Here is a 19250-nt window from a genome sequence, read left to right as displayed (position 1 = left end):
CAAACTCAAGCTCCCTTCGCCTGCCAGCGCGACCAGCCCGACTTCAGGCGCGTCCACGCCATCAAGCGGTCGTCGCGCTCGACGACGAACAGCGCGCCGTGTACGCCCAGCAGCAGCACGGTCACGCTCAGAATGAACAGGAAATCCCAGGCCCCGCGGTCGAACAGCTGCTCGGCCGCGGTGGCGGCGACCGCCACCAGGGCGACGCCGAACAGGCCCGGCGCATAGCCCTGGCCTACCAGGCGCGCGAGCGTGGTGGGCACGGTACGCCCGTGGACGTAGACCAGGAAGATCGTGGTGAAGACAATCGAGGCGACCAGGTGGCCCCAGGCTGCGCCGTCGATCCCCCACCCCGCCACGCCGACGTAGACGATGGCGAGACCGGCCAGGGCGCGGGTGACGGCGAACAGGCCGGACACGCGCGGGTGGCCCATGCCGTCGTTCACGAGCGACGGCAGGCTGGTGAGCGAATCGACGAACTGCGACAGCGCCATCACGGCCAGCACCAGCGCGCCGTTGCGGGCAAAGGCATCGTTCATCCAGTAGCCGAGAATCTGGTGCGCGAACACCGCCACCAGCACCAGGATCGCGGCATTCAGGAACACCACGTAGCGGGTTGCCTTCAGGTAGACGCGGTCCAGGCGGGCATACTCGCCGCTGGCGGCCAGCGCGCTGGCGGCCGGGAAGAACACGCCGGACAGGCGGAAGGTCAGGCTCAGCACGCGGTTGGCGAGCGTGGCCGCCACCGTGAAGTAGGCCAGGCCGGTGACCCCGACCAGGGCGCCGATGATCAGCTTGTCGGCATGGGCATACGACAGGGTGGCAAAGCGCGACAGGAAGGAATAGGCGGAAAAGCCCAGCAGCGCATTGCGAAAGCTCGCCCCCGGCCAGCGCCAGCGCATGCCGGGCAGCAGGCGCCGGATCGCGCCCCACAGGATGCTGCAATGGATGGTGGAAGCCGCCACCCGCAGCAGGATCACTTCGAACAGGCCGTAGCCGAGCAGCAGCACGCCGACGGTGGCGAGCGGCACCAGGGTGCCGAACACCATCTCCAGGCGCGCCGAGATGTCGTAGCGCATCAGCGACTGCGGCACGCTGTTCAGGTAGCTCTGCAGCTGCCCGGCCAGGAAGCCGAGCGCCGCCAGCCGCAGCGTGGCGGTGGCTTCCGGCACGAGCCCCGAGGGCACGGCGAACACGCCGCCCACCAGCGCCGGCGCACTGAAGTACAGGCCAAGCGCGCCCAGCACCCCGATGCCGGCGTAGGTGGCCAGGCCGAAGGAGATGGTCTCGAAGATCCGGTTCTCGTCCTTGCGCGCATTGTGCTCGGCGATGTACTTCACCGAGCCGGCGGTGACGTTGATGTCGATGACGGCGAAATAGCCGACGATGGCCGTCACCAGCGAATACACGCCATAGCCGGCGTCGCCCAGTCCCTTGACGACCAGCGGTACGGTGCCGAGCATCACCAGCGCGGGAATGGCGGCGCCCAGCAGGTTCGACCAGGCGTTACGGGCAAGACGCAGGTTCATCAGGCGGGCACCAGGTGGGGACGCGGTGGCATGAAGGGCTTCACCACTGGTTTCGTCACGGGCGCCGCCTTGGCCACCGCCATCGCCAGGTAAGGCAGGGCGATGCAGACCGCCAGCATCTGGCTGGTGCGTACCTGCGGGAACGGCGTGCCGATCAGGAAGTCGGGAATCATGAAGGCCAGCCCCGCCACCCCGGCCGTGGCCAGGCCGAGCAGTTCAGGCGGCAATTGCTTCAGCGCGCGGCGCGCGAACAGGATGAAGGTGGCCAGGGTGCCGAACAGCAGGAAGGTGCCGACCAGGCCGCTCTTGAGCGCGATGTGCAGCACCCCGCTGTGCAGGAACAGGCCGCCGTCCGGGTTCTGCTGCCAGGAGATGTACTGGTAGCCGGTGTAGCGGCCCCAGCTGCCGATACCGGTGATGGGGTTGGCCAGGAAGTCGCCCAGGGCGAACTTCAGTTCGAGCACCCGTTCGCTCTCGGGCCCGAAGCGCTTGGACTGCATGTCGTAGACCAGGCTTCCCAGCCCTCCTCCCGCGCCCTTGGTCTGGGACAGGCGCTGCACCGCCACGTAGGCCAGGGCGGCGCCGACCACCGGCAGGCCGGCCGTCATCAGCTGCATGCGGCGCTTGAGCGGGAAGCGCATCATGATCACCAGGAAGGCCAGCATGAAGCCGATCCAGGCGCTGCGGCGGTAGGACAGCAGGATGCACATCGCCGTCGATATCAGGGTCATCCACTCGATGGTGCGCCAGAACTTCGGGCGGTCCGTCTTGACGGTCTGGAACAGGTGGACGGCGGCAATCGCGAAGGCGATGGTGCAGACCAGGCTGTCGTTGATGTCGAAGAAGGTCAGGCGGATCTTGATCGCGTTCAGGTTCGCGTACACATTGTTCGGGTCGCCCCCGAAGGCGGCCCAGCGTACCAGCCCGAATAGCGAGCGGCACAGGCCGACGATCAGGATGAAGTGAGTCAATTCCAGCACGTGCTCGCGAGTGCGGAAGGACAGCAGCATCAGCGAGATCAGCGGCGCCATCCAGACGATGTTGGAAAAGCCCTGTGGGGTCAGCGATTCGGCGACGCTGACCTCGTTCACCAGGCCGACGCCGACGTGCGCGGCCAGCAGCACCGCCCAGCACCAGAACCAGGGCCGCAGGTTGCAGGCCGGGGTCGGGTAGCGCTGGAAGGTGGCGGCGACTCTGGCGCAGGCCCAGGCGCCCAGCACGTACCACAGCACCAGGCCGAACAGCAGCACGCCCGAGCCGCGGCTGTAGATGCTGCGGCTGGCGAAGATCGCCATGTTGCCGTAGCTGGTGGAGTTCATGCAGAAGTAGACCGCCAGGTAGGGATAGACCAGGAAGCGCGGCCACACCAGGCCGACGCCGATCCCCGCGACGGCCGCGATCGACAGGCCGATGATGAAGGCCCAGGGCAGCGAGTAATAGACGTAAGGGATGATGGCGTTCAGGTTCATCGAGCGTCCTTGCCTGCGTCCTCAGCCGCGCGCCGGCAGCTGTGACCCACCTCGGGGCTGCGCATGCGCCTGGACCGGGGCCGTCCCGGCCAGCCCGGCGCCGAGCAGGCGCGCGCGGTCGCGCGGCGCCATCACAGTCAGCATGTCGGTGACGAAGCGGTCCTGCACTCCGTAGGCCTGGGTGTCGCTGGCCTGGATGGTCGAGACCCGCACCAGCATGCCATCCGGGATCTCGCCCGACAGGCCATAGGCCAGGCGGCGCAGCTTCTGCTGGATGCCGGCGCGCGCGGCGTGTTCGCCGATCGTGATCCAGTAGGTGATCGGCTCGTTGCGCTCGTGCAGGCGCGCCACCAGGCGCTTGACCGGCAGTTCGCCGAAGCGGGTCGGAAGATTGTCTTCCGCTTCCTTCTCCATCTGGAAACCCTGCGCCACGTAGCAGACCTCGGGCAAGTGCAACTGCAGCGACTTGCTCTGGTCGCCGCCATAGGCGATCGAGAGCATTACGCGCTGCCCTGCCTCGTTGATGTAGGTGCGCGACAGGGTCTGGTCATAGATCTTTTCCAGCACGCTCTGCTGTTCGGGATCGGGCTGGAGCGGCACCACCGAGGGGTCGATGCGCCAGTCGCCGAAGCGCTGGGGGATCATTTGCTCGAGGCTGAACTGTTCGTGGGCCTGCGGTACCCGTGCCTTGGGCGTCAGGGCGCCGGTCAGGGCCGAGGTGCCGGCCATGGCCAGGCCCAGCACCACGCTGATGGCGAAACGGCGGTTCATGTTGCCTCCTTCAGGGTGCCGCGACCTGGCGCGCTGCGGCGGCCGCCGCCCGTGCCCGGACCGCTGCCGCCGCCTTCGCGGCGCTTGATCCACCATTGCAGGCCGTTGTCGACCGCGAGGATCAGCAGCAGCGCGGTGATGAACAGCACCATGCCGGCGAAGCCGTGCAGGAAGCCCTGGCCGGCGGCGTCGCCGAAGTAATAGGTGATCAGGGTCAGCGCGATCACGCGGATCACGTTGGCAGTGAACGAGATCGGGATGATCAGGATCGCCAGCGTGATGTTGCGGAAGGCCGACGGGTGGCGCATCAGGTTCAGGTAGAACAGGCCGAGCGCTTCCAGTGTGAGCAGGGTCTGCAGGCCGGCGCAGGCATCGGCCACCAGCAGCTGGTACTGGCCCATCTGCAGCACCACGCCCGAGCGCGAGATCGGGTAGCCCAGCGCAAACAGGATGTGCTCGGTCACCCAGGAGACCGCCATCTTCATCGGCATCGTCACCGCCGCCACCAGCTCGCTCGGCAGCGGGATCAGGAACAGCATGAAAAAGAAGGGGAACCACAGGACGCGCAGTGCGCGGCTGCCGAACTTGAGCAGGATCACGGCCGCCATTACCACCACGATCGAGGCGACTTCGAACATCAGGATCTTTTGCGAGCGGCCCAACAGGTGGAACATCAGACCGATGGCCAGCACCGGCCAGCCGGCCCAGCTTCCCGCGGGCGTCGGTCCGACGGCGGCATTGAGCTCCGGCCACTTGCGCCAGATCAGCCACAGGGCCAGGAAGAAGATGATCGGACCGTGCCCCTGCTCTTCGCCGATCCAGGCGCCGGTGAACAGGTCGTAGAAGGTGGGGCCGAGCAGGATTGCCAGGCCGGCATAGACCGGCCACCATTCGGGCAGCGAACGCCGCAGGGCGTCGAGGGTACCGGCCAGGGTCGGCGCGCTGTATTCCGGCATTGCCGCCTGGTTCTGTGCCGCCGTCGCCATCTCAGAACTCCACCACCACCGAGCCGACCACCTCGGCGCCGGATTCGGCCATCTGTTCGGCCATGCGGCTGACGTTGGCGATGCGCGTGCGGTGCTTGCAGGCCACCAGCAGCACGCCGCCGGCGCGTCCGGCCACGGCCAGCGCGTCGGCCCCGCTTGCGAAGGGCGGCAGGTCGTACAGCACCACGTCGTAGCGCGACTCGAGCTGGGTATTCAGGTTGCGGAAGCCTTCACGCGCCAGCAGTTCCTGCGGGTTCGGCGGCAGGGTCCCGGCGGGCATCAGGGACAGGTCGACAAAGGCCGGCACGCGCTGGATGACGTCGAGGTCGGCGCGGCCGGCCAGCAGGTCGGACAGGCCCTGGCGCGGCTTGACGCCGAACATTTCCTGCTGGCGCGGGCTGCGCAGGTTGGCGTCCACCAGCAGGGTCTGTTCGCCCAGCTGCGAGAACACCACCGCGAGATTCGCCGCGAACAGGCTGGAACCGTCTTCCGGGGTGACGCCGGCGATCGCCAGGGCGCGCCGGCCGCGTGCGAACCAGCGCAGCATCAGCTGGCTGCGGATCGCGCGCAGGGCTTCGACCTGCGGCGAGAACGGGTCGTAGGCGGCCACCAGCTTGGGCGACAGGTTGGCCTGCCCTTTCTGCAAATACGGATAGGAGAACTGGCGCGCCAGCACCTGCTGGATATCGTCCTCGCTGACCAGCCCCAGGCGCACGGCCGCTTCGCCGAAGCGGATCCCGAGATCCTTCTGCATGCGCAGCACGCGTTCCGCGCTCTCGGGCGTGAGCTTACCGGAATCAAGCAGCAGCGCGCCCATGCTCGAGTCGAGCGGGGCACCGTTGTGGATCGCGCCCTCATGCGGTGCGCCGGTGGGCAATGCGGATAGCACGGATGAATTCATGGTCTGGTCCTATTCTTTTGGTTCGGAAGCGCCGCCCCCGGCGCACCTCGTGGGCGCGCCGGGGGCGTGCCTCAGTTCAGCCGCAGCAGGCGGCGCGGGGTCATCAGCGCGCGGATGCCGGCGGAGCGCGGGCGCTTCATGCGCCACTCGATGGTGCCGAGCACCGGGATGCCCAGCATGTCCTTGACGTCGCCGACGGAGCGCACCGGACGGTTCAGGAGTTCCAGCAGCAGGGCCAGGCCGACGCCGAGGATGGTGCCCAGCAGGATCGAGACCAGGGTGTTGAGCAGCACGCGCGGGCCTGCCGGCTCGGTCGGCGGCACCGCCGGGTTCAGGATCGAGATATCGGACTGCTCGGACTGGGCCTCGATGCGGGTCTGCGAGAAGCGCTGGCTGGCGGAATCGAAGGCGCGCTGTGCGCTGTCGAGGTCCTTCAGCAGTACGCCGAGCTCGTCGCGGGTGCGGTTCAGCTCGAGCACGCGGGTCTTCTGGGCGGCCAGCTCGGCGCGCAGCTCGGACTCGCGCTGGCGGTAGATCTGGGCGTTGGAACCGACACTCTTCGACACGCTGCCCAGGGCGGCGTTCAGTTCGGCGCGCATCTTGCCCACTTCGGCCGAGGCCGACTGGTAGGCCGGGTGGTTGCGGCCGTAGCGCGAGGCCGCCTCGGCCAGCTTGGCTTCGCCGCTGGCCAGACTCACGCGCAGGCTCTGGACCAGGGCATTGTTGGCGACGTCGGGCGAACCGACGCCGTTGGCCATGCTGGCGCGCGAGCTCGCCTCCATGGCCTGGGTCTGGGCCGCCACCAGCTGGGCCGACAGGTCGTTCAGGCGCGACAGCTCGACATCGACGCGGTTGTTGTCGAGGCTGACGATGCCCTTCTCCTGCTGGTATTTCGACAGGCGCGCCTGGGCCGCTTCCAGGTTGTCGCGCAGCTGCTTGGTCTGTTCGTTGAAGTAGGCCGAGGCCTTCTTGGCCGGCTCGGTCTTGAGCTGGACGGCGATCTTCTGGTATTCGTCGGCGAAGGCGTTGGCGACCGCCGCTGCAAAGGCCGGGTCGGCGCCCTTGAAGCTGATCTCGACCACGCTCGATTCACGCGAAGGCATGATCTCGAGTTTCTTCAGCAGCAGGTCGGCCAGCCAGTCGCGTACCGAGCCCTTGCCTTCGCTCGCTTCGCGCCACTGGGCCTGCACGGCCGGGCTGGAGGCTAGGCGCAGCGAATCGACCACGCGCAGGGCCACGTTCTTGCTGCTGATGATGTCGATCTGGGTCGCCATATAGCCCGGCATCAGGTTGCCCGGCATGGTCAGACCGCTCACCGGGTCCACGCCCTTGTAGTTCAACAGCACGGATGCGGTTGCCTTGTAGGTCTTCTGCTGGACCAGGCTCCAGCCCAAAGCGAGCAGGACTGTGACCAGCAGGGTCGACAGGATGATCTTCTTCCTGGCAAGAAGAATCAGCAGGAATTGATGAACGTTCATGGCCTTACCTTTGCATCAGATGCCTTGACAGCGGGGTGGACAGAAACACGACGGGTACTACCTTGCTACAAAAACGGAAAACGAGGCGCGGCTGCGGCAGTACCGTAGGGTGGGCGAATCTCCGCCCACGCGGTCAAATCACGGTACTGCAGCCTGCGCGGCTATTCGTCATCCGACGATCACCGCGTGGGCGGAATCCGCCCACCCTACGTAAAACGAAAAACCTCAGAACCACGATTCACGCACCACGATGACGTCGTCGACCTGGACCGGATCGCTGGCCTTGACATCCATCGTCACCGGGTTGCCGCTGGCATCCTTGCGGGTGATCTTCATGCCCTTGTTGCTGCCGCGCAGGCTCAAGCCGCCGCCGGCCGAGACGGCCTGCTGGACGGTCATGCCGCGCTCGAGGCGGAACGGACCCGGGCGCTGGACTTCGCCGGTGACATAGGCACGCGGGGCGCGCTCGACGTAGATGATGTCGCCGCCGGCCACTTCGTAGTCCTTGTTCAGCTCGCCTTTGCGGACCATGTCGACCACGTCGATGGTTTCGCGCGTGGTGTTGCCGTTGCGGGTGCGCACCAGGCTGATGATGTCGCCGCCATCGCCATGGATGCCGCCCGCCATCGCCAGCAGGTCGAGCACCTTGCGGCGCCCTTCCACCGCGTAGCGGCCCGGACGGTTCACATAGCCCAGCACCGAGACCTGCTGGCTGGCCAGCGTGGTCACCAGCATGTTGACCTGGGCTTTCTTGAGGTAGCCGCCCTTCTCCAGCATGTCACCGATCTTCTTTTCCGCGGCGGCCACCGACAGGCCGCCCACCGCCACCTGGCCCAGCAGCGGGAAGGTGATGTTGCCGCTTTCGCTGACCCGGGTTTCCAGCGACAGGTCGGGGCTGCCGTAGACCGACAGCTTGACCACGTCGCCCGGTCCCAGCAGCACTTCGGCGGCGCCTGCGACGCCCATGCTCAGCACCAGCGCAGCGGCCATCATCCACTTGACGAATCGTTTCATGATTGCTCCTTCACTCCTGTTGTTCGAATTGGTCGGGGACATCGCTTACTTCAGGCCTGCGACGCCGCGGTCGAGCGCCGCCTTGTCGGCTGGCGCGCCGGTGTCAGCGGCCGGCGCGACCGAGTTCTGCGCGGCCGGGGCCACGCCGGCGGCATCGGCGCCGGCGACGGCTGTTGCGGCCGGGTCCGCTGCGCCCGCTGCCGGCACGGCTGCCGGCGCAGTTGCCGGGGCGTTCGGGTTCGGAGCGTAGTCCTTGTTCAGGTAGGCAATCTTGGCGGTGCCGCGCAGGCGCTGGATTTCGGCGGCGGCCGCTTCCTTCTGCTTCTTGTTCATCAGGTACTGGCCGATCTGCGGGCCGGCAATCGCCAGGGTGACGGGCGCATCGCGCACTTCGGCGATCGAGATCAGCATCGCGCGGTCGCCTTCCTTGACGGCGAACAGCTGGCCCTTGTCCATCGACAGCAGCTTGCTCGACAGCTGGGGATTCAGGTCGGCGGTGCTGCGGGTGACCTGGGCGCGGCCGTACTTGATGTTGCGGGCGTCGAGGAAGACGGCGACTTCTTCCAGCGACTTGGCCTTGTCGGCGGCGGCGCGCACTTCCGGGGTCAGGTCGCTCGCCGCCAGGATCAGTTCGTTCATGGCGAACTGCTTGCGGTTGGCGAAGAACTGCGGGTTCTTGTTGAAGTAGTCTTCCACTTCGGCCGGCGACGGACGCACCGGCTCGCCCAGGCGCTTCTGCATGTAGGCCTGGGCGATGATCAGGGATCGGGCCCGCTCGATGGCCTGCATCACCTTCGGATCACGGTCGAGTTTTTCCTTGGCAGCCTCGCTTTCCAGCAGCTCGCGGTCGACCAGCGCCTGCAGGACCTGCTTGCCGGCCGCCTGCTGCTGCTGGCCCGACACGCCGAGGCGCTGCAGTTCTTCGTTCAGTTGCAGCACGGTGATTTCTTCGCCGTTGACGCTGGCCAGGGCCTGGCCCGGCTTCGATTCCTTGGGTGCTTCATCCTTGCTGCAAGCGGCCAGGCTTGCCGCGCACAGCACCAGCGCCGCCGCGGACAGCAGGCGCCGGGGGCTGGGGAAGGAAGTTTGGTTGGCTGCCAAATGGAAGGTTTTCAAGATAGTTTCCTCGACGTTGGTGAGCGGGAAATCCGCTTTTTTGTTCCTCTTGTTATTCCGCATTTCATTCGTGACCCGGAGCTGGATCGGGACTCAACCATTCTGGGTTCCACACGATTCGTTCTCTGTTCGTCAATTAACACTTTACTAGCGCGCCGAAACAATCGGCGCGCCATCGTCACGCTCAGGCGGCAACACGCGCCGCGCCGCCCGGCGCACGTCCCAGCAATTCGGCGGGGACGGCCTCCGGCCCTGCTTCCGCTTCTTCGTCCTGCTGGGCGACGAAGGCTTCGTAGGCGCGGCGCAGGCCGTCCTGCAGTGGCGTGCTGGCGCGCCAGCCGAGCGCGGCCAGCTTGGATACGTCGAGCAGCTTGCGCGGCGTGCCATCCGGCTTGGAAGCATCGAAGACGATGTTGCCGCGGTAGCCCACGGTCTCGCCTACCAGGCGCGCCAGTTCTGCGATGGTGACGTCCTGGCCGGTGCCGACGTTGATGTGCGAATGCATGGGGTCGGTATTCGCCGCATACACCTCGCAAGGCAGGTTCATCACGTAGACGCTGGCGGCCGCCATGTCGTCCACGTACAGGAACTCGCGCATCGGCTTGCCGCTGCCCCAGATCACCACTTCCGGCGCATCGTTGACGCGCGCTTCGTGGAAGCGGCGCAGCAGGGCCGGGATCACGTGGCTGTTTTCCGGGTGGTAGTTATCGCCCGGGCCGTACAGGTTGGTCGGCATCACGCTGCGGTAATCGGTGCCGTACTGGCGGTTATAGCTCTCGCACAGCTTGATGCCGGCGATCTTGGCCATCGCATACGGCTCGTTGGTCGGCTCGAGGATGCCGTTCATCAGGTATTCCTCGCGGATCGGCTGGGCCGCCAGGCGCGGGTAGATGCAGGAAGAACCGAGGAACAGCAGCTTGTTCACGCCGGCACGCCAGGCCTCGTGGACCACGTTGGCCTGCACCATCATGTTGTCGTAGATGAACTCGGCCGGATAGGTGTTGTTGGCATGGATGCCGCCCACCTTGGCCGCCGCCAGGTAGACCTGGTCGATGTGTTCGGTGCGGAAGAACTCCCGCACCTGGGCCTGGTCGGTCAGTTCCAGTTCGGCATGGGTGCGGGTGACGATGTTGGTGTAGCCCTGGGCGCGCAGGACGCGCACGATGGCCGAGCCGACCAGGCCACGATGGCCGGCGACATAGATGCGAGGCTGATTATTCAACACATTTACTCCAGTGAAAGTGCGACGTTGTAGCCATGCGAGGCGAGCAGTTTGTGGCGGCGCGCCGTGTCGAGGTCGTGCGCCACCATCTCCTTCACCATCGCTTCGAAACTGGTTGTCGGTTCCCAGCCGAGGCGCTCGCGCGCACGGCCCGGGTCGCCCAGCAGGGTCTCGACCTCGGTCGGACGAAAATATTGCGGATCCACCGCCACGATCGGCTGGCCGACCGCGACGCCGGGGGCGTGTTCGCCGTGCACGGCGGCCACCAGGCCCCGCTCCTCGACGCCCTGCCCCTGCCACGCGATCTCGATGCCGAGCTCGCGCGCCGCCACCTCGACGAAGTCGCGCACCGAATACTGGCGCCCGGTGGCGATCACGAAGTCTTCGGCCTTGTCCTGCTGCAGCATCAGCCATTGCATCTGCACGTAGTCGCGCGCATGGCCCCAGTCGCGCAGCGCGTCGAGGTTGCCGAGGAAGAGCTGGGGCTCGAGCCCCTGGGCGATATTGGCCAGCGCACGCGTGATCTTGCGGGTGACGAAGGTCTCGCCGCGGCGCGGGGATTCGTGGTTGAACAGGATGCCGTTGCAGGCATACATGCCGTAGGCCTCGCGGTAGTTCACGGTGATCCAGTAGGCATACAGCTTGGCCACGGCGTAGGGGCTGCGCGGATAGAACGGGGTCGTCTCGCGCTGCGGCGTTTCCTGCACCAGGCCATACAGTTCGGAGGTCGAGGCCTGGTAGAAGCGGGTCTTCTTTTCCAGCCCCAGCAGGCGGATCGCTTCCAGCAGACGCAGGGTGCCGATGCCGTCGACGTCGGCCGTGTATTCGGGCGATTCGAAGGACACCGCCACGTGGCTCATCGCGCCCAGGTTATAGACTTCGTCGGGCTGCACCTGCTGCAGGATGCGGGTCAGGTTGGAAGTGTCGGTGAGGTCGCCGTAATGGAGGATGAAGCGCGGATTGTCGGCGTGCGGGTCTTCGTAGATATGGTCGATGCGCCCGGTGTTGAACAGCGAGGCGCGCCGCTTGATGCCGTGAACCTCGTAGCCCTTCTCCAGCAGCAGCTCCGCCAGGTAGGAACCATCCTGGCCGGTCACGCCGGTAATCAGTGCTTTCTTCATATTCTTTTCCCGTGCGGAACAGACGAATCCCGTCCCGGCAGTTGCAAACTCATCAACGATTCTACGCAGCTGGCATGGTCACGCAAGCAAGATAGCAATCGTGCGCGTTGCTTTTAAGTCGGCTCTAAGCGAATTGTTTCCAACTCGAACTTAAAGTGTTTTCACTGGTAAATAACTGCATATTGCGAGCAGTTAATTACTTTTCGATGCAGCCGAATACCCTCGACTTTCCAGCTGTCCGACACCGGAATGCATGGCCGGGTTCAATGCGCGCAGAGTGCACGCTCAGTGTGCGTTCTCCCGCGTCAGCACTACCTTCACTGTCTTCACGATGATCCACAGATCGAGCCACAGCGACCAGTTGCGCAGGTAATCAAGGTCGTACTGGATGCGCGCTTCCATCTTGTCGAGGGTGGCGGTCTCGCCGCGCAGGCCGTTCACCTGGGCCCAGCCGGTGATCCCCGGCCTGACCTTGTGGCGCAGCATGTAGCCCTTGATCAGCTTGCGGTACTGCTCGTTGTGTGCCACGGCATGCGGTCGCGGTCCGACAAGGCTCATGCGTCCCTGCAGCACGTTGATGAACTGCGGCAGTTCGTCGAGCGAGGTGCGGCGCAGGAAGCCGCCGATTCGGGTCACGCGCTGGTCGTTCTTTTGCGCCTGCACCACGTTCGGGCCATCCTCGGTGACGGTCATCGAGCGGAACTTGTAGACGTAGATCTCTTCGCCATACAGGCCGTAGCGGCGCTGGCGGAAGATGATGGGACCAGGTGAGGTCAGCTTGACCGCGATGGCGATCGCCACCATCAGCGGCGCCAGCAGCAGCAGGATGATGCTGCCGATCAGGATATCGCTGCCGCGCTTGATCACGCTGTTGAAGCCCATGAACGGCGTTTCGCTGATCGCGATCACCGGCATGCCGCCCACGGTGTCGAAGCGCGCCTGCATCAGGTCGAACACATAGACGTCCGGCAGGAAGTAGACCGAGGCGGTGGTGTCCTTCAGCTCGTCGATCAGCTTGCGGATGCGCGGCTGGGCCGAGATCGGCTGGCTGATGAAGATCATCTTGATGTTGTGCTGGCGCACGTAGTGGCAGACGTCGGCCATGCCGCCCAGCACCGGGTGGCCGACTCCGCTCGGGCGGCGCTCGTCGTTGCGGTCTTCGAAAAAGCCGCAGACTTCCATGAACAGGTTCGGGTGGCGCTCGCAGACCTTGGCAAACTTGATGCCGACGTCGTTGATACCGACCACCACGATCGAGCGCACTTCGCGCGAACGGTCGCGGCTGCCGGTGGCCTTGCGCACCGCCAGGTGGCTGACCAGGATGGTCACCGGCGTGGCGATGAACCAAGCCAGCAGCACCCGCTCGTCGTAGAAATATTTCAGGCCGCTGGCCGAGCCCAGGAAATACAGCACGGCGATGGTCAGGCACCAGCCGAACACGGTATCCCGCGCATAGGCCAGCATGCGGCCGCTGCGCCAGGTGCGGTAGGGATCGACGTGCTGGTAGACCGAGGTGGAGATGAAGAAGGCCAGGATCATCAGCACCAGCGAGTATCCGGAGAACGGCTCACCGTAGTACAGCGTCGCGAGATACAGGGTCCCCATGATGATCAGGGGATCGAGCACGCGCTGAAAAAAGGAAATGATCGGGATATCGTTGACCGTCATAAGTCGCTTCGTGAAACCTGCTTCAGAACAGCACGTTCGCGTTCACCATCACGGTGTTGGCGTCAAACTTGCCCAGGTTCAGGGTCTGCGAACCGCTGCGCGACTGGTGCTGCCAGCCGGCCGACACGGCGATCTTGCGCTTGACCTGCCAGGTGGCGCGCAGGCTGGCGGTCCGGAGCGAGTCTTCCAGCGAGTCCGAGCCGGCAAAGGCGCGCCGCGGCTCGAAGGCGCGCTGCTCGTAGGCGGCGTTGGCGTCGACCTTGATCTTGCCGGTGGCCTGCCAGCTGGCGCCGACGCTGGCGCCGCGGTTCAGCGTATAGCTGACGATGCTGCTCTCGATCGGGGCGAATTCGCGCCATACCGAGGCGTTGTAGGTCACCTTGCCGCGCGGCTGGTAGAAGCCGTTCAGGCGACCGTTGAAGCCGCTGGTCTTGCCTTCGCCGAACGAGGGCTGCTCGCGCCGCACGTAGCCACCAAGGGCCTGCAGCGTGGTAGAGCCGGTGGCGTACCAGTTGACGCGCACCTTCAGTTCGTCCTGGGTGAAGTCGTCGGTGAGGCCGCCCGGGCTGGATGGGCGGCGGAACGGGTATTCGCCCTTGACCCGGCGCGCCACCAGGCCCACCGAGTTGCGCGTGCGCGGCGTGTACAGCAGTTCCAGTTCCGCGGCGCGTTCAGTGCGGTTGTTCCAGCGCTGGGTCAGCAGCTCGTATTCGTAGCGCTCGCGGGTGAAGCCGGTGCGCAGCTTCCAGCTCGGGTGCATCTTCCAGCCGGCATCGAACCACTGGCGACGGCGCTCGCGCACGTTGCGTTCCTCGCTGAAGAAGTCGGTGTACGAGGACAGCGAGCGGTCGTACAGGGTACCGGCCTGCCCTTCGAACTTGTTGCCCAGTTCCCAGAACCAGGTGGCCTGCATGTCGCGCCCGTTGTAGTCGAGCTGCTTGAAGAAGTCGAAGTCGACCTTCGAGGCCTTGGCCACCACCGCCACGCGCTGGCGGCTGATGCGCTTGTTGTAGACGACGCCTACCTCGGTCTGGCGCCAGCGGTCGCTGCGCTTGCCCTGGAAGGCGGGGCGGTTATCCGGCACCCGCAACAGGTTGTCGTCATAGCCCCAGCCGATGCCACCGTAGAGCTTGAGGCCTTCTTCCTGCTGGGCCGTATTCTGCGCTGCAGCGTGCTGGAGCGGGAGGATGAACAGTGCGCCGAGCAGGGCTGCCAGCGGGCGCAGTGTGTAAGGGCGTGAATGCATCATGTTGTTCGTCTTATCAAGAGTCATTGCGCGTGGAATATCAAGCCTGTGCTTACCAGAACGCCCAGCTGCCGGTCGCGACCACCCAGACCCCGAGCAGGCCATTGGTGACAGCGTGGGCGATTACCGCGGACCAGAGGTTGCGGTGACGCATGTACAGGAGGCTGTAGGCGACGCCGGCGACAATGCCGGCCAGCCAGAGGTTGTGCTCGAAGCCGAACAGGACGACCGAGACCAGGAAACCCTTGATGCCCACGCGCGCCGGGGCCAAAGCTTCGAAGTCGGCGGCATCGACCCAGCGCATGACGAAAGAGCGCCAGAACAGTTCTTCCATGACAGGCACCACCAGCGCTGCGCCGGCGATGCGGATGAGGATCAGGAGCCAGTCGAGTTCGCCGTTGGTGCGCGGGTCGTAGCCCGGGCTCGAGCCGACCGTCATCCAGGGCGCGTCGAGATTCACCCACAGCACCAGCACCAGCACGCCGACCAGCAGCGCAAGCAGCAGCTGCTTCAGACCAGGGAGCGGCGCGCGCAGCTCGTGGTAGCTGCGCCAGTTGACGCCCAGCAGCAGCGCGACGACGGCGATCTGCACCGGGTACAGCCAGCGCAGGTCGGCACGGGACATGCCCGTGCGTTCGAGCATGTCACCGAGGATGATGAAGAAGATATAGGCGCCGAATGGCAGGATGCGCGCCCAGGCGGCGCGGCTGAAGAGGGGTGCGTCGACCGGGAACGCGGGAGGTGCAGTTGGAGCGGTACGTGGATCGTTATGCTCGGTCATGTCCCGGTCTGGTCCTTTCCTTGCAGGCGCCTGGCCTGCCCCGTTCGTTACGCTACTCGCCCCTTGCGCGGGCTTCGATGCGCTCCCAGCGATTGAGAGCGTCGAGCAGCAGGTCGTCGATCTCGGCATGACGCTCGCTCAGACGGCGCGCGTCACCGGGATTCTGCTTGTAGAAATCCGCCGAGTTCAGCTGGGCTGTAATGGCGGACTGCTCATCTTCAAGAGTGGCGATCAGCTGGGGAAGTTCCTCCAGTTCGCGCTGTTCCTTGTAGCTCAACTTTACCTTTTTACCAGTCCCGCTCTGTGCGGTAGATGACATTTCACCAGCTTTGGCCGCGGGCTGCGTGGGGCTGGCGGATGCGGCTTGTACGGCCTTTTGTACCACGGACGCGGGCTTGGCCGGCTCGCTCGCACGCGCACGCTCCCAGTCCGTGTAGCCACCGACGTATTCACGCCACAGACCGTTTCCTTCGGCCACGATTACCTGGGTCACGACGTTATCGAGGAAGGTGCGGTCGTGGCTGACGAGGAAGACGGTGCCCGAATATTCCTCAAGCAATTCCTCGAGCAGTTCGAGGGTTTCGATGTCGAGGTCGTTGGTCGGTTCGTCCAGCACCAGGCAGTTGGCCGGCTTGGCAAACAGGCGCGCCAACAGCAGTCGGTTGCGCTCGCCACCGGAGAGCGACTTCACCGGCGAGCGCGCGCGTTCCGGCGCGAACAGGAAGTCGTTCAGGTAAGTCATCACGTGCTTCTTCTGGCCATTGATTTCGACCCAGTCGCTGCCCGGCGAGATGGTGTCGGCCAGGCTCGCCTCTTCGTTGAGCTGGGCGCGCATCTGGTCGAAATAGGCCACGTTCAGCTTGGTGCCCAGCTTGGCCGTACCGCTGTCTGCGGTCTCGTCGCCCAGGATGATCTTCAGCAGCGTGGTCTTGCCGGCGCCGTTCGGTCCGATCAGGCCAACCTTGTCGCCACGCATGATGGTGCCGGTGAAGTTGCTGATGATGACTTTCTCGCCGTACGACTTGGAAATGTTTTCCAGCTCGGCGACGATCTTGCCCGAGCGCTCGCCGGTGCCAACGTCGAGGCGTACCGTGCCCTGCTGCTCACGGCGTGCCGCGCGCTGCAGGCGCAGCGCCTCCAGGCGCCGTACCCTGCCCTCGTCGCGCGTACGGCGTGCCTGCACGCCCTTGCGGATCCATACTTCTTCCTGCGCGAGGAACTTGTCGAACTTGGCATTCTCGACTTCTTCGTTCGCCAGCAGTTCGCGCTTGCGTTCCTGGTAAGTCGAGAAATTGCCCGGGAAGGACAGCAGGCGGCCGCGATCGAGTTCGATGATGCGCGTGGCGACATTGTCGAGGAAGCTGCGGTCGTGGGTGATGAACAGCACCGAGCCGCGGAATTCGCGCAGCAGACCCTCCAGCCATTTGATGGAGGTGAAGTCGAGGTGGTTGGTCGGTTCGTCGAGCAGCAGCACGTCGGGTGCGGACACCAGGGCCACGGCCAGCGCCACGCGCTTCTGCATCCCGCCCGACAGCGTGCCCATCTTCGCTTCCCGGTTCAGTCCGAGACGGTCGAGCGTGGTGTCGACCTTGTGCGCCAGGTTCCAACCATCGATGGCATCGAGCTTGAGCTGGATCTCGTGCATGCGCTCCATCAGCGCCTCGTCGTTGTCGCCGCCGAACTGGCCGGTCAGCGACTCGTACTCGGCCAGCATGGCCTGCTGGTCACCCATGCCGGCCGCCACGGCGTCGAACACGCTGGACTCGGGATCGAACACGGGCTCCTGCTCGACGTAGGCGATCTTGACGCCCTGCTGCATGACCAGGAGGCCATCGTCGAGTTTTGAGCGGCCCGAGATGATCTTCAGCAGCGAGGACTTGCCGGTGCCGTTACGGCCGATCAGGCCGACGCGTTCGCCGGTCTCGAGGGAAAAGTCAGCGTGGTCGAGCAGCGCGACGTGACCAAAGGCCAATTGCGCGGAAGTGAGGGAAATGACAGCCATGATCCGTGAACCCGTCCGCCACCAGGGGCGACAGACGCAAAATGTTGAAAGAAGCGTGCATTGTACCGACTGGCGCGCCCGAGGCGCGGCTGAAGCACTACACAACGCGATATCTGTCCACGGAAACGTTTTTCCTGCAGAAAAATAATGCTAATGTGACTGCTTTCACCACGCGAGGGCGATCATGTTCAAGAAACTGGCAGCGGAAGCACTGGGCATCAGCGATATCGGCGTCATCGTCGGGCCTGCGGACTACAACAAGGTCGACGCCGACGATTACCTGTTCAGCGAAGACGGCGAGCAGATCTTCTTCCTCATCAAGAGCAAGAAGGACGAATACTGCTTCACCAACCTGGCGCTGATCCATGTCGACGGCGATTCGGCGGTGTCCTCGAAGCGATCGATCAAGCGCTACGACTACGCCTCGCACCAGGTCTCGAAGGTCAGCATCGAGACCGCCGGCACGCTGGACATGGACGTCGAACTCAAGTTTGACATCGACAACATCCGCTTCTCGATCGACATCAAGAAGACCTACATCGAACAGCTGAAGGACATCTACAAGGCCCTGATCACGATCGGCAAGCAGCAGCACCGCGACGCCGTGTGCCGCGACAATGCGCTGCGCACGCTGGATGCGACGGCCTCGGTGCACAAGCTGAACCTGGCGCCGGGCGAAGGTGGTCTGGTTGCCTCGTACGGGCAGCTACTGAGCGCGCTGAACACGGCGATGCTGGAGACGCATACCAAGCGCGACTTCAGTGACGTGTTCACCAAGTACATTCATAACTGATGTTCGCCGGCCGGAACGTCTGATCTTCCCGGCCGGATCTGTCGAGCGTCCGCTATCGGAAGCGGACATTTGCATTCACTGGGATTGCAAACATGATCCTGCGTAGACCACAGTTCCGCCCTGTCGGTGCGTTTGTGCTTACTCTGCTTCTTGCAAGCTTGTACTTCTGCTGCACGCTTGTGTTGCTTCCATCAAGCGTGAATATGCTGTCTAAGCTGCTGGGTCATGCGCTTTTTGTTTGGGTCCCTATCGCACTCTGTGCTCTGACGTATGCAATGACCGTTACCGATTCTTCACCTCGACTTGCGAGGTTGCTTCGTACTGCCGCTGCATCTACGCTAGCGCCTTCTCTGGCATTTGCATTCGTTGCGTTCGTAGGTTTCGTTTGGCTCGACTGGAAGATGTAATCGTCATGGAGAAGCTGCCGCGGGGATACCTGCCTTCGTAGGTCCGCAATGGGTCGGAAGCGGCCCCTACAATGCGTCCGCAACCGGCAAACAGCGGACAGTTACTCGTTCAAAATAAATGCGAATCCTCCAGTTAGGAAGAACGAAGACATGCGCCTTCAAGGAAAAGTTATAGAGTGGAACGATGAGCGTGGTTTTGGTTTCGTAATCCAACACGGGGCAAATGAGCGAACCTTCCTGCATATATCTGCACTTGGCAGGACGAAAAAAGGTCGTCCACGTCTGGGAAGCTTGGTAACCTATGAGATTCGGCGAGATGAAAAAGGCCGACCCCAGGCAATTGCTGCTGAGCTCATTGGAAGCAAGCCATCCAGGCAAAGTTCTTCAGGCGGCTTATCTTCTGCGATATTCGGCTTGGTGCTTCTGCTCATGCTTGGATATGTCGGTTATGTTCGGCACTCAAACCAAGACAGCACAATCCCCGCGAGCGTATACAAGATCGTTTCGGCTAGAGACGCACTTAGGCCGCATCCAGAGTTTCAGTGCACACCAGAGAAGAACTCGTGTTCAAAAATGGGATCGTGTGCTGAAGCACTGTTTCACCATGAACGATGCAAGGTTCCTGACATGGACGGCGACGGCGACGGAATCCCGTGTGAGCAACAATGGTGCAATTAAAAAGGCCCAACAATCCATAGCTGCTCTGCGGGCAACAGCCTGGTACGCAGAGCCGTCATTACAGGGTC

The 19250-nt window shown here is 64.3% G+C and carries 16 protein-coding genes; 2 read left to right on the top strand and 14 right to left on the bottom strand.

Annotation, left to right across the window (positions count from 1 at the left end; all coding sequences use genetic code 11):
* Positions 1-5: 5 nt before the first annotated feature.
* From LK542_RS03235 to LK542_RS03170, 14 genes are all read right to left on the bottom strand, one after another.
* Positions 6-1529 carry an oligosaccharide flippase family protein gene (locus LK542_RS03235; RefSeq protein WP_227810771.1) on the bottom strand — a complete coding sequence of 508 codons (1524 nt, stop codon included), beginning with the start codon at positions 1527-1529 and terminating at the stop codon, positions 6-8.
* A complete protein-coding gene (locus LK542_RS03230) occupies positions 1529-2998 on the bottom strand; it encodes an O-antigen ligase (RefSeq protein WP_227810770.1) in 1470 nt (489 codons plus the stop codon). The genes LK542_RS03235 and LK542_RS03230 overlap by 1 nt, the downstream gene beginning before the upstream one ends.
* Before the next feature lie 21 nt (positions 2999-3019).
* Positions 3020-3769 carry an exosortase-associated protein EpsI, B-type gene (epsI, locus tag LK542_RS03225; protein ID WP_227810769.1) on the bottom strand — a complete coding sequence of 250 codons (750 nt, stop codon included), beginning with the start codon at positions 3767-3769 and terminating at the stop codon, positions 3020-3022.
* Entirely contained in the window at positions 3766-4755 is a 990-nt protein-coding gene (gene xrtB / locus LK542_RS03220; RefSeq protein ID WP_374040112.1) for an exosortase B, read from the bottom strand. Before xrtB ends, epsI begins: the two co-directional genes overlap by 4 nt.
* 1 nt (position 4756) lies before the next feature.
* Positions 4757-5656 carry a chain length determinant protein tyrosine kinase EpsG gene (gene epsG / locus LK542_RS03215; RefSeq protein ID WP_227800528.1) on the bottom strand — a complete coding sequence of 300 codons (900 nt, stop codon included), beginning with the start codon at positions 5654-5656 and terminating at the stop codon, positions 4757-4759.
* A gap of 71 nt (positions 5657-5727) precedes the next feature.
* A complete protein-coding gene (epsF, locus tag LK542_RS03210) occupies positions 5728-7134 on the bottom strand; it encodes a chain length determinant protein EpsF (RefSeq protein ID WP_227800527.1) in 1407 nt (468 codons plus the stop codon).
* A 225-nt stretch (positions 7135-7359) separates the two neighbouring features.
* Entirely contained in the window at positions 7360-8148 is a 789-nt protein-coding gene (gene epsE, locus LK542_RS03205; protein WP_227800526.1) for a polysaccharide export protein EpsE, read from the bottom strand.
* A gap of 45 nt (positions 8149-8193) precedes the next feature.
* Entirely contained in the window at positions 8194-9264 is a 1071-nt protein-coding gene (locus tag LK542_RS03200; protein ID WP_227810768.1) for an EpsD family peptidyl-prolyl cis-trans isomerase, read from the bottom strand.
* 184 nt (positions 9265-9448) lie between these two features.
* Entirely contained in the window at positions 9449-10486 is a 1038-nt protein-coding gene (locus tag LK542_RS03195; RefSeq protein ID WP_227800524.1) for a GDP-L-fucose synthase, read from the bottom strand.
* A gap of 5 nt (positions 10487-10491) precedes the next feature.
* Positions 10492-11607, bottom strand: a complete 1116-nt coding sequence (gmd, locus tag LK542_RS03190; protein ID WP_227810767.1) for a GDP-mannose 4,6-dehydratase — start codon at positions 11605-11607, stop codon at positions 10492-10494.
* Between the two features lie 285 nt (positions 11608-11892).
* A complete protein-coding gene (locus LK542_RS03185; RefSeq protein WP_227810766.1) occupies positions 11893-13275 on the bottom strand; it encodes an undecaprenyl-phosphate glucose phosphotransferase in 1383 nt (460 codons plus the stop codon).
* 22 nt (positions 13276-13297) lie between these two features.
* Entirely contained in the window at positions 13298-14524 is a 1227-nt protein-coding gene (gene epsL, locus LK542_RS03180; RefSeq protein WP_227800521.1) for an XrtB/PEP-CTERM-associated polysaccharide biosynthesis outer membrane protein EpsL, read from the bottom strand.
* Between the two features lie 49 nt (positions 14525-14573).
* Complete coding sequence (locus LK542_RS03175; protein ID WP_227810765.1) at positions 14574-15302, bottom strand: CAAX prenyl protease-related protein; 729 nt, start codon at positions 15300-15302, stop codon at positions 14574-14576.
* Positions 15303-15354: 52 nt separating this feature from the next.
* Positions 15355-17304: an ATP-binding cassette domain-containing protein gene (locus LK542_RS03170; RefSeq protein WP_227810764.1), complete on the bottom strand. Its 1950-nt coding sequence runs from the start codon at positions 17302-17304 to the stop codon at positions 15355-15357.
* A gap of 184 nt (positions 17305-17488) precedes the next feature.
* Between LK542_RS03170 and LK542_RS03165 the strand changes: the two genes are divergently transcribed.
* Positions 17489-18097 carry a PH domain-containing protein gene (locus LK542_RS03165; RefSeq protein WP_227800518.1) on the top strand — a complete coding sequence of 203 codons (609 nt, stop codon included), beginning with the start codon at positions 17489-17491 and terminating at the stop codon, positions 18095-18097.
* 455 nt (positions 18098-18552) lie between these two features.
* Positions 18553-19182, top strand: coding sequence for a cold shock domain-containing protein (locus LK542_RS24930; protein ID WP_374040111.1), 630 nt, complete (start codon positions 18553-18555; stop codon positions 19180-19182).
* The last annotated feature ends 68 nt before the right edge of the window (positions 19183-19250 follow it).

The organism is Massilia sp. IC2-477 (genome assembly GCF_020707265.1).
GTDB lineage: Bacteria > Pseudomonadota > Gammaproteobacteria > Burkholderiales > Burkholderiaceae_D > Telluria.
The sequence above is the reverse complement of the archived record's forward strand: the minus strand, read 5'-3'. Positions and strand labels throughout refer to the sequence as shown.